This is a genomic window from Melghirimyces algeriensis, from assembly GCF_900182565.1.
GTDB classification, from domain to species: Bacteria; Bacillota; Bacilli; order Thermoactinomycetales; family DSM-45169; genus Melghirimyces; species Melghirimyces algeriensis.
The window spans coordinates 55,143-67,063 of record NZ_FXTI01000003.1 but is presented as its reverse complement, the minus strand read 5'-3'; the positions used below and the strand labels follow the sequence as shown (position 1 = coordinate 67,063).

Sequence of the window (11,921 nt, the reverse complement as noted above, 5' to 3'; positions counted from 1 at the left end):
AGGGTTTCAATACCATTCATCCCTAAGCCGTTTTCTTCCGGCGGGAATACATGTCGAACCAAACCGCCAGAATCAATACGCCACCTTTAACAATAAACTGCCAGAAGTTCTCCATATTCATAATACTCATCCCATTATCCAACGAGGCCATTACCAAAGCTCCAATCACTGCACCGACAATCGTTCCGGAACCTCCCATCAGACTGGTGCCTCCGATGACACAAGCGGCAATCGCATCCAGTTCATACATGGTACCGGCACCAATGGTGGCAGCGTTCACCCTCGCCGTCAATACAATCCCTGTGATGGACGCCAGCAAACTGCTGAATACAAACACGGTCATTGTGCGCCAACGCACATTGATCCCTGACAAACGAGCAGCTTCCGTATTTCCCCCAATCGCATAAATGTGACGTCCCATACGTGTCTTTTTGGCAATGAAGGTGAAAAGAATCGCCAACACCAACACCAGGATAATGGGAAAAGGAATCCCCTTATAACTGTTCATCAATGAGACAAAAATACCGATCAACACTGCATAGAAAAGAATTTTAATCACATCGGCATAAAGAGGGGAGAGGGCAAAGCCGTATTTCTTTCGCGTTTGCCGCTGTTTCCACTGGGATACAGCAATCACCACAATTGCAACCACAGCCAATCCCCAGCCCATCAGATAAGGAATATATCCAGAACCGATCAATTTGAAGGTATCTTCCAAAGGGGCAATGGTAGAACCCTTGGAAATCCCCATCAACACACCGCGAAACATCATCATACCGCCCAAGGTCACAATAAAGGCAGGAACGGCTTGATATGCCACCCACCATCCCTGAATCAATCCAATCAACACACCCACGAACAAGGTAACAAGAATCACCGGAAGTGTGTTCCAGTCATACCAGACCTGCAAGATGGCCGCAATCCCACCGGTTAGTCCGACGATTGAACCGACGGACAAATCAATATGTCCAGCTACAATCACCAGCAACATACCAATGGCCAAAATGGAAGTGACAGACATTTGCAAGAACAGGTTGGAGAGATTGCGCGGCGACAAAAAGAATTCATTCATAAAAGAGAAAAAAACCCAAATGCCGAGCAAGGCAGCAATCATCGTATAAGCCCGCAAGTCCATTTTTCCCAGCAATTGCATGGCTTTCTGTTTTCCAGTCAGGGTTTTATCCGCCTCATTTCCGGAATGTTGTAGCTTTGCATCCATGGCATCACTGACCTCCTGTCGCTGCATACATGATATTCTCTTGCGTTGCTTCCTCATGGCTCAACTCCGCCGTAAAGCGTCCTTCGTGCATCACCAGAATCCGATCACTCATTCCCAATATTTCCGGCAGCTCAGAGGATACCATCACAATGGAGATTCCTTTTTCCGCTAACCGGTTCATAATCTGATAAATTTCATATTTGGCACCCACATCAATCCCCCGTGTCGGTTCATCCAGAATGAGCAACCGGGGTTGAGTCATCAGCCATTTTCCGATCACCACTTTTTGTTGGTTTCCACCACTCAGGGTTCCAACCACGGTTTCCAGGGACGGTGCTTTTACACGCAATTCCTGGCTATACTGTTCCGCAAGGCTCACTTCCTCGTTTTCCTGCAACACGCCCCCTCTATGCAAACGGTCGAGATGGGCAAGGGAAAGGTTTTGTCGAATATCCATCCCCAAGATCAGCCCGGTTTCTTTGCGATTTTCCGTCACCAGTGCTATTCCCAAACGTATGGCATCTTTTGGAGACTGGATGCGAATGTTTTTCCCATCCATCCAGACCTCCCCATCACTTTTTCCGGGATAACCTCCAAAAAGACTGGTTACCAATTCCGTTCGTCCTGCGCCCATCAGACCGGCAATCCCCAAAATTTCGCCCTTCCGAATCTCAAAGGAGATCCGGTCCACCTTTTTACTCTTTGTACCGGGTTCATAGACGGAATAATCCTGGACAGATAGGAGAACCTCCCCAGGAGAACGCTTCGATTTCGGAAATCGATCCGTTAATTCCCGTCCCACCATTTGTGCAATCACTTGATCTTCCGTCATTTGAGAAGTTGGTCGGGTGGAAACCGTTTGCCCGTCTCGCAATACGGTAATCGTATCCGCAATCCGAAACACTTCGTTGAGCTTATGAGAGATGTAAAGGCATGTCACACCCCGCTTGCGCAATTCTTGCAAAATTCCCATCAAAATCTCAACTTCACTGTCAGTCAGTGAAGCTGTCGGTTCATCCAACAGCAATATTTCTGCCTTTTTTGACAACGCCTTGGCAATCTCCACCAGCTGTTGTTGTCCAACTCCCAAATTCCTGATTTTTTCTTGAGGATTGATATTTTTCAAACCCACTTCTGCCAACCATCGTTGTACATCATGGGTCACTTGATCCCAATCAATCACACCTTTTCGGGACGGCTCTGCTCCCAAAACAATGTTTTCTGCCACCGTCATTTCTGAAACCAAGGCCAGCTCCTGATAAATGATTGCGATTCCGGCAGTTTCTGCATCCCGAATACTGGAAAACGACTGGGGCTTTCCATGGATCAAACATTCGCCTTCATAGCTCCCGGACGGATATAACCCGCTCAAGATTTTGATCAATGTGGATTTCCCCGCCCCATTTTCCCCGCAAAGCGCGTGAATCTCCCCTTTTTTCACATTCAACTGTACGTTGTCCAACGCTTTGACACCCGGAAACTCCTTGGTAATCCCTTTCATCTCCAAAGCGTACCTCACAAATGCCTCCCCCCTAAAACAGAGCAGGCAGGACGACACAACGCCCTGTCCGGCCCCTTATTCATTATTTCTTTTTCGGCCATTGATCTTTGGGAACGTTTTTATAAACATCTTCCATCTTATGAAACCCATCCTTGATCACCGTTTCCATCATATTTTCTTTGGTCACAGCAATGGGGTCCAGCAAGATGGACGGAACGTCCGTTTTTCCATTGTTTACTTTGGAGTCTGCTTTGGGATCTTTCCCTTTCCCAATCTCCACTGCCAATTCGGCCGCTTTATTGGCCAGTTTGTGAATCGGTTTATAAACCGTCATCGTTTGCGTGCCTTCCACCACCCTCTGTGTTCCAGCCAACTCCGCATCCTGTCCGGATACAGGCACTTTTCCATCCAATCCCTGAGCGGCCAATGCGCGGACAACCGCTCCGGCAGTACCATCATTGGCCGCCAAGACGGCATCGATATCATCCTGATTGGCAGTCAATGCATTTTCCATGTTTTTCAGAGCTTCTGAAGGCTTCCATTCTTTCGTCCACTGATCGTATACAATCTCAATGTCCCCTTTGTCCACCAGGGGTTTCAGTACATTCATCTGTCCTTTTTTAAACAGGTGTGCGTTATTGTCTGTTTCTGCCCCTTCAATCAGTGCATATTTTCCTTTGGGGACTTTTTCTACGATCGCTTTTGCTTGCATTTCCCCCACTCGTTCGTTATCAAAAGAGACATAGAGATCCACATCCGCATTCCGAATCAGCCGGTCATAGGAAATCACTGGAATATCCGCATCATGGGCCTTTTCTACAATGGCCGCAGCCGCTTCAGCATTGTGAGGTACGACCACCAAAACATCCACACCCTGGGTAATCAGCTGTTCAACCTGGGAAAGCTGTACGGCATCATCGCTGTTGGCTGCCTGTACATTCACTTTCGCTCCAAGCTCTTCCGCTTTTTTAACAAACAGGTCTCGGTCTTTTCTCCATCGCTCTTCTTCCAATGTGTCCATCGAGAAACCGATTACAATTTCATCATCCGCTGAACCGGCTCCACCACTACCTCCGCCACAAGCGGTAAGCAGTACACTAAAAAGGAATAGGAGTCCTGTCAAAAGTGCTGTTCGCTTTTTCCTCTTCATTTCTGTCCCTCCCCAGGACGTTTTTGTAATCGTTTTCATCTATGATTCTACAGCCTTTTCATCTCTTTATCGTTCCGATTCCCTTCACAAAACTGCAAAACTTCTTCAGTATTTTGACACCTGATCAAAACTAGCAACCGAGAAGGATAAAAAAAGGACAGGTAGCATTTTTTTGTGATTACCTATCCGGATTTGTGATTCTTTTGCGGTACTGGCTTGGCGGAACCCCTGTCATCTTTTTGAAAACACGGCTGAAATAGTTGGGATCTTGATAACCGACCTGATAGCACACCTCTTTCAGGCTCCAGTCACCGGATTGGATCAATTGCTTCGCTTGATCAATCCGAACACGGGTTAAATAATCGATAAAGGTCGTATTGCATTCCTCTTTAAACAGCTTGCTGAAATAGTACGGGTTCAAATTTACTTCAGCCGCTACGGATGCCAGCGTCAGGTTATCCTGATAATGCTGATGAATATAGGCTTTTGCTCGCTCCAATCCTCCCTTTAATCGGCTTTTTCGTCGGGTTTGAGCATTGTGAATCAGGGACAACAAATAATGACGTCCCCATTCCACCTGCTCCTCAATGGACGCCTGCTTGTGAAACTGACTCCAATCAGGGCGCTCCGTTTCCGGGGCATCCATCCCCCGGTATAGAATAATCATCAGTTCAATCAAACGATGGGGTTTGTCATCTTGTTGATGATAGAGATCCGCTTCCTGAACATACCGGTCATACCATTGCAAAGCACATTCATCATCACCCTGTTGCACCGCCGCCAGCAACTCTTTTTCCGTATGCAACAGGACTGCTTCATCCGGAGAATAGACCGTTGAAAGATCGTCATATAACAGATATCCGGCCGGCGAAGTTGGACGACGGGCGGCAATCAGCGCTTCCCGATAGGACTTGCGCAATCCTTCGGCATGATTGTAGACCAAACCGGCTCCAATAAACAGATTCGATCCCCCAAACCTTTTCTTCAGGGCTTGAATCGTTTTTTGCAATATATGGACCACTTTTGATTTGGTTGAAGGTTGTCCCCATACCAGGGGTTCTTGCCACAATACAAATACAGGAACCTGTCGACCCATCATCGGCCCAACTAAACAGGTTGGACATTCGTCTTTGACTGTTTCTTTCATCGTTTCATATAAGCGACGCTGTTCTTCGGAGTTGTTCATATTCGAAATCGAGGAAATGACAAATGCAAACCCCGAAGCCATTTTCACTTGCAATATGGCATGCAGATCTTCCCAACTTACATCACGGATATGCTCCAACAAAAGGGAAGTCACCCATTCCGTTTCTACCAGAGACTGAACCCGCATCCATTTGTCTTTCAAATCCAGCTCCTGTTCCCGTCGACGTCGTTCCTCATCAATCTCCCGAACGACATTGCTGATCGCTTCTTCCAGCTCCTTTATGGTTCCGGGCTTCAGTAAATATTCCTTGATTCCCATCCGCATGGCTTCCCGTGCATATTGAAATCGGTCATAAGCAGTCACCAGAATAAATCGGGTATCCGGTTGTTTCTTTTGAATTTCCCGAATGGCATCGATCCCATTGATCCCCGGCATCTTAATATCCATCATAATAATATCCGGCTGTGTTTTTTCTGCCATCTCCACAGCCTTACGACCGTTCTCCGCCTCCCCCACTACCTGAATGCGATCAGAGAGAATGCGTTCAATCATCACTCGCATCGCTTCCCGTTCAATCGGTTCATCTTCAGCAATGAGCAGTCTGTACATGATCCTGATCCCTTCCTTCCCTATCGATGGGTAACAACAACTGAACCCGTGTCCCTTTTCCCTGTTCAGACTGAATCCTTACAACCTCTTCCGTCGAATAGAATAAACGTAACCGTTTCAACACATTATGCACACCAATTCCGGTGGAATGACCGAGTGAGGAACGCTCCCCTTCCTCTTCCGGTTGCATCAACTGACGAACCGTCTCCGGAGACATACCCACGCCATTATCGATCACTTCCACCACAACCCGATGCCCTTCTTCAAAGACATGAACACCGATCTCCGCACCCGTTTCAATCCCTTCCACCCCATGGATAAAAGCGTTTTCAACCAACGGCTGTAAGGTTAGCACAGGAATGCGTTGCGACAGGCAGGATGGTTCCACATCAATCGACAAACGGACGCGATCCCGAAAACGCGCTTTTAGAATCGAGAAATAATTTTTCACATGTTGCACTTCGTCCTCTAAGGTAACCGGGTTGTTGATCCTTCTCAGATTGTATCGGAGCATTTGGGATATCGATTCAATAAGGCCACTCGCTTTCTCTGCCCCTTCCAGATAAGCCTGTTTGGAAATGGTATTCAGCGTATTAAACAAGAAATGGGGATGAATTTGATTTTGCAGGCTTTTCAATTCCATTTCCCGCAATAAATTCTCATTTTGCAAATTTTTCACTTTCTGTTCTTGCAAGTCTCTTTCCAATACTGCCTTTTCCTTCAGCTCCTGAATAAATTGTTGCAATTTGGAGCGCATCTCATTAAACGCATCCGCCAGATAGGAAATCTCATCCTTACTTTTCACCTGGATCTCGGCGCCTGCCAAATTTCCACGGGAAATTTCCCTGGCTTCCTTAACCAACGCCTCCACCGGTCGGGTAATCCCCCCAGCAAACCAATAGGTAAACAAGCCGGCTATTAATAATATACTGACAAATAAAGCGGTTCCCATCGACTTCAAATATTGGTTTTTCTGCACCATACCAGCATAAAACGGGTGATAATCCGTCAGCTCCTGGTCAATCAAATCCTGTGTCGTTTCCAGGATAAAACGGGACAGTTTCACAGCTTGTGCATAATGGTAGTCGGCTCGCACATCTTCACCCAGATTGACATAATTCAGGGTCAGCTCTGATTCTCGCAAAAACCGGCTCAACATATTGGAATAATTGGAAAGCAACAGTGCGTTTTTTTGGTGTTCAATCTCCGGCTTCAGCCTTTTCGAAAACGCTTCCAGCTTCTCTTTCTTTTCTTGAAAAGCTCCCAAATGATTGGGTTCTTTTTCGTTCATATACAGGTTTAATGCATCCAATACATGATCCGTCTGTTGGGAAACATTGTTCAGCAACAAAAAGCGATTAAAACTTCGGTTGTATTCTTCAACAGATCGCTGACTGTTGTCATACAACATATAGGCAACACCGTACAATAATAAACTGATACAAACAAAAAATACCCACAGTTTTGTTCGAAGCCGGATCACGGACCATCCTCCTCTTCAGCCTGCATATTCTCTCGGTCCAATACCTTCACCGGTGTATAAATCCTTCGTTCCATCGGCTTTCCCTGTAAAAGGGCCATCATTGACTGAACCGACTGATATCCGATCTGATAAGGCTCTTGTGTAATGGTAGCCTCAATTTTCCCCTCTTTAAGATATTTCAGGGTTTGGGGAAGCTGGTCAAATCCGATAATCACTACATCATTCATCTTTCCTCTGCTTTCCGATTCTTCCACCATACCGATGACATCAGAAGCGCTTGTCCCAAACAAACCATCCACATCTGGATATTGATTAAAGATTTCCTTCGTTTTTTGTGAAGCTTGAACGAGGCTGATATTGGACTCTTTCACCGTTACAATCCGCATCTTTTCATGCTGGCGAATCGCCTCACGAAACCCTTCTACCCGTTGGATCATATTGTTGGCTCGACGGCTTCCAGTCACAACACCCACTTCCCCTTTTCCTCCCAGCTCCCGGACCATCCGTTGGCCAGCCAGAAATCCGGCTCGATAGTTATCCGTCCCAATATAGGCATACCGTTTACTGTGTTTCACATCTGAATCCATGGTAATAACCTGGATTCCGTGATCCACAGCTTGATTAATCACAGGGGTAAACGCTTCCTCTGTCAAACCCTGTGTAATAATTCCGTCAACTTTGGAAGCAGACGCCATTTCAATCAAATCCACATGCTCATCTATGTTGGGTTGTAAAGGAGCCTTAAACTCAACAACGACGTCATATTCGGCAGCAGCATCCTTTGCCCCCCTTTTCACCTGTTTCCAATATTCGCTCCCTTTTTCCTGTGAGATAAAAACCACATGATATTTATAATCCTTTTTGGCCGCTTTTCGTTCAATCGGCCCCCCATACTGGAACGATTGCCAAGCAAAATAAACAGAAAAATAGAGAGAAAGAATTAAAGCACCAATGGATGATATCAATAACACCCTTCGCAATACCCCATCACCTCACCATGTTCAAATCGATCCATTCATTCTTCTATCAATTTTATCGCAATAATAGGATATACGAGCGGAAATTCTCCCCATTTTAATGGGGTAGATGAAATCGAGTGCACCACGGGTGACCGAAGGAAATGCCTGTGGTGCACTTCCTCCGGTCGCACCACGGGCACTTCCTTCGGTCGTCGGACGAGGGGGGCCCCTCGTCCGACAATTTTTGGTATGCTCAAAATGCGAGCGAAAACTCGTTAAACGATTTGTACCTTGAAAACCGAATCGTATGGGGTTGTGGTGAGGAAGGAACGGTCACACACGCAAAACGATTCCTGTCATGTGGAAAGACCCACAAAACCATTTTCAACATGTACCGTAGGAACTGCGGGAAGTGAAGCTCGCGGAGAGTACTCGCCTGCGGCTTGATGAACCGAGAAGCTCTACCGCTTTAATGGAGAGTAGTTCACATCCATTAAATACCTATATATGAAATCCACTCTTAAAGGGAAGAGACAAACGCATGATCACCGAAACCCCAGGATGCATTTGTGGCAAGAATAGTGACACGGAAACAAGTACGGGTGGTGTATTCACTTTTATTTACTATGAAAATACCCGCCCGCATTCGTTTATCATTTATATGGAACCCTCTCTCTCATAAAAGTCCACTAAACGCTTTGCCATATCATAAATCTGTTTCCTTAATCGGATAGGACGAATGATTCTTATCTGATTCGCAAAACCCAGAATATATTCTTTTGCCTCCTGTTCCGTTTCAAAACACAAGCTGGCAGGGGTCCATTCACTCTCTGCTGGTATATCCATTTTTAATACGCGAACAAATCGTCCAGTAAATTTTATTCTCTGAACGATCGACGGAGAAATTTCAACATCCACCTCATATTTGGGCAGGCTTTTTATAAATTCCTGTGTGGAGTGGCTCCAATACTGAACCAAATCAAAGTCATCGGGTCGTGAGAATACGTCCGTCAACAATATGACAGAAATGATTCTTGAAGCTCTGTAACTTCGAATGTTCTCGTTCGAGGACGCGACTAAATACCATGCGCTTCCTTTCGCAACGAGTCCCAATGGCTCAACAATTCGTTCAATACATTCCCTGTCTGCCCGTTCATATTTCATTTGAAGTTTTCTTTCTTCCCAAATCGCCTGTTGCAAAATTTTAAATGATTCAATTTTCCCAGGTGAATGCCCCCATTGCGTTGTATCAACATGGATTCGATTCCAAACATCATGGACATTTTTCTTCAAGGCGTTTGGAAAGGAAGCAAGAATCTTTTGACGCGCTTTTTGCCAGTCTTTTGATAAACCCAAATCAGCAAGCAATTGAAACGATGGGGAAATAAAGAGAGACATCCATTCATTCTCCTTGAGCCCTGTCAATTTTGTCCGGTATTGGTCAAGCAGTCTCCATCCCCCAAATTTTCCCCGCTCCGCTATAACAGGAATACCTGCTGCACTTAGCGCTTCCATATCTCGATGAATGGTACGTTCCGCCACTTCCAATTCTTTGGCCAATTCTTTCGTCGTCAACTTCCCTTTATTTTGTAACAACAGCAAAATCGAAATCAGTCGATCTGCACGCATGTTGATCACCTTCATAAAAGAATGACTCATATATGACAAAGGATGTCATTATTAAAAATTATACTATGGATATCTTGGGAATTGGAGGGTGATAGAGTGAATTCATTAAAAGGCAAGGTTGCTCTGGTTGCAGGTGGCACCAGAGGAGCAGGACGTGGGATCGCAATGGAATTGGGTGCTGCAGGAGCCACCGTTTATGTGACCGGTCGTACAACACGAAATGAGATTTCTGAATACGGACGTCCTGAAACCATAGAGGAAACAGCAGAATTCGTCAATGATCTCGGCGGGGTTGGAATTGCGGTTCAGGTCGACCATCTTGTACCTGAACAGGTGGAGGGCTTGATAGAAAAAATTGAGAAGGAACAGGGAAGATTGGATATCCTGGTCAATGATATTTGGGGAGGGGAATACTTGGCGGAGTGGAATACGACGGTTTGGGATCACTCCCTAGATAAAGGGTTCAGAATGTTGCGCTTGGCGATTGATACTCACATCATCACAAGCCATTACGCTCTCCCGCTTCTGATTCAAAATAGGGGGGGATTGGTGGTTGAAGTGACAGACGGTACAGAAGAATATAATCACAATCGCTACCGCCTATCGTTGTTTTACGATTTGGCCAAAAGCTCCGTTATTCGCATGGCCAAGGCTTTGGCCCATGAACTTTCCCCGCATGAATGTACGGCTGTTTCGGTTACTCCCGGCTGGATGCGGTCAGAAATCATGCTGGAGCATTTTGGGGTTACCGAAGAAAATTGGCGGGATGCAACAGAGAATGAGCCCCATTTTATCATCTCGGAAACCCCTCGCTTTATCGGACGAGCTGTCACTGCCATCGCAAAAGATCCATATAAATACCGCTTAAATGGGTGTTCCCTATCAAGTGGGCAATTGGCTAAAATGTACAATTTTGTTGACGTTGATGGATCCCAACCCGATTGTTTCAGATACTTAGTGGAGGTTCAGGAAGCCGGAAAACCGGCCAATGCAAAGGGGTATAGATAACCGTAAAAAACGGATGTAACTTTCGGCAGTGTAATGATGTTTAAGGAGGTAGTATTGTAATGAATACACCTCTCCATACTATGAGGGCTGTTGTGCTCAATCGGTTTGGGGGTCCAGACGAGCTTGTGGTACAAAAGGTTGCAGTACCTGAGCTTGGACCTCATGATGTGTTGATTCGCGTTCAATATGCAGGCGTGGGGGAATGGGATCTGTTTGAACGGGAAGGGGGGTATGCCGACCTGTTGGGGATCAACCCCACATTTCCCTATGTACTGGGATCAGAGGGGGCTGGATCGGTGATCGCATGGGGTGAAGAGGTTCATGGTTTTCATATTGGAGATCAGGTATACGCTCCAGGCTTTCTCAACCCAAAAGGCGGTTTTTACGCTGAATATGTTGCTCTCGATTCCCAATATGTATCCTGTATTCCCCATTCTATATCCATTCAGGAAGCGAGCACCATATCAGGAATTGGTATCACGGCACTGCGTGGACTAGAAGATATCTTAAAACTGAAACCAGGTGAATCCATCATGATTTTCGGCGCCAGCGGTGGAGTCGGACATGTGGCCGTGCAACTGGCTAAGAATATGGGCGCCCAAGTATTTGCAGTAGCTTCAGGTAATGATGGTGTCGCCATGGTAAAGAGACTTGGCATCGATGCTGTAGTCGATGGACACAAAGAGGATATTTCATCTGCCGCCTGTTCATTTGCACCTGAGGGGTTCGATGCTGCACTGCTTACTGCGGGTGGGGAAATTGCACAAAAAGCGATTCAGAGTGTACGTATAGATGGTCGTATCGCCTATCCCAATGGAATCGATCCCGTACCACACGTTCGACCGGATCTTCGCTTAACGGATTATAACGGTGACCCGGATCGTGAGATTATCCATAGACTCCACCATCACATCCAATCCGGGAACCTCACCGTTCACATTGATCAGACATTTTTACTGGAAGAGGCCCATAAAGCCCATCTCGCCATGAATCATCACTATCTGGGTAAATTTTGTCTCAAGGTTAATCATTAGCTCTCTGGTGAACCCTTCAGTAATCCAAAGTGTCACCTAAAGTTCCTTCACTACCTCTTTCTTCGTACTATTTTTCTTCCGGAGTTAAGAAACGTATGGAAACTGTTGATAAAGATAATAAGAGGGGAACTTCCATATAACAATCGGGAAAAAACGTAAAATCAATTTTTGTGATATATTTG

Annotated in this window: 9 protein-coding genes; 2 read left to right on the top strand and 7 right to left on the bottom strand. The window is 45.9% G+C overall.

Annotation, left to right across the window (positions count from 1 at the left end):
* Positions 1-22: 22 nt before the first annotated feature.
* The 7 genes from FN782_RS05705 to FN782_RS05675 form a co-directional block, all read right to left on the bottom strand.
* Positions 23-1,246: a sugar ABC transporter permease gene (locus tag FN782_RS05705; RefSeq protein WP_425462683.1), complete on the bottom strand. Its 1,224-nt coding sequence runs from the start codon at positions 1,244-1,246 to the stop codon at positions 23-25.
* On the bottom strand, positions 1,224-2,720 hold the full coding sequence (locus tag FN782_RS05700; RefSeq protein ID WP_142505066.1) for a xylose ABC transporter ATP-binding protein: 1,497 nt from the start codon (positions 2,718-2,720) through the stop codon (positions 1,224-1,226). The genes FN782_RS05705 and FN782_RS05700 overlap by 23 nt, the downstream gene beginning before the upstream one ends.
* An 82-nt stretch (positions 2,721-2,802) precedes the next feature.
* The gene (xylF, locus tag FN782_RS05695; protein WP_142504825.1) at positions 2,803-3,870 is read right to left on the bottom strand and encodes a D-xylose ABC transporter substrate-binding protein; all 1,068 of its coding nucleotides are present in this window, start codon (positions 3,868-3,870) and stop codon (positions 2,803-2,805) included.
* 178 nt (positions 3,871-4,048) lie between these two features.
* On the bottom strand, positions 4,049-5,626 hold the full coding sequence (locus tag FN782_RS05690; RefSeq protein WP_142504824.1) for a response regulator: 1,578 nt from the start codon (positions 5,624-5,626) through the stop codon (positions 4,049-4,051).
* Positions 5,604-7,109: a sensor histidine kinase gene (locus FN782_RS05685; RefSeq protein WP_142504823.1), complete on the bottom strand. Its 1,506-nt coding sequence runs from the start codon at positions 7,107-7,109 to the stop codon at positions 5,604-5,606. The genes FN782_RS05690 and FN782_RS05685 overlap by 23 nt, the downstream gene beginning before the upstream one ends.
* Positions 7,106-8,080: a sugar-binding protein gene (locus tag FN782_RS05680; protein ID WP_185956069.1), complete on the bottom strand. Its 975-nt coding sequence runs from the start codon at positions 8,078-8,080 to the stop codon at positions 7,106-7,108. Before FN782_RS05680 ends, FN782_RS05685 begins: the two co-directional genes overlap by 4 nt.
* Before the next feature lie 645 nt (positions 8,081-8,725).
* The gene (locus FN782_RS05675) at positions 8,726-9,697 is read right to left on the bottom strand and encodes a helix-turn-helix transcriptional regulator (RefSeq protein WP_142505065.1); all 972 of its coding nucleotides are present in this window, start codon (positions 9,695-9,697) and stop codon (positions 8,726-8,728) included.
* Positions 9,698-9,793: 96 nt separating this feature from the next.
* Between FN782_RS05675 and FN782_RS05670 the strand changes: the two genes are divergently transcribed.
* Both FN782_RS05670 and FN782_RS05665 read left to right on the top strand, forming a co-directional pair.
* Positions 9,794-10,705 carry an SDR family oxidoreductase gene (locus tag FN782_RS05670; protein ID WP_142504821.1) on the top strand — a complete coding sequence of 304 codons (912 nt, stop codon included), beginning with the start codon at positions 9,794-9,796 and terminating at the stop codon, positions 10,703-10,705.
* Between the two features lie 59 nt (positions 10,706-10,764).
* Positions 10,765-11,739 carry a quinone oxidoreductase family protein gene (locus FN782_RS05665; protein ID WP_246064858.1) on the top strand — a complete coding sequence of 325 codons (975 nt, stop codon included), beginning with the start codon at positions 10,765-10,767 and terminating at the stop codon, positions 11,737-11,739.
* Positions 11,740-11,921 lie beyond the last annotated feature (182 nt).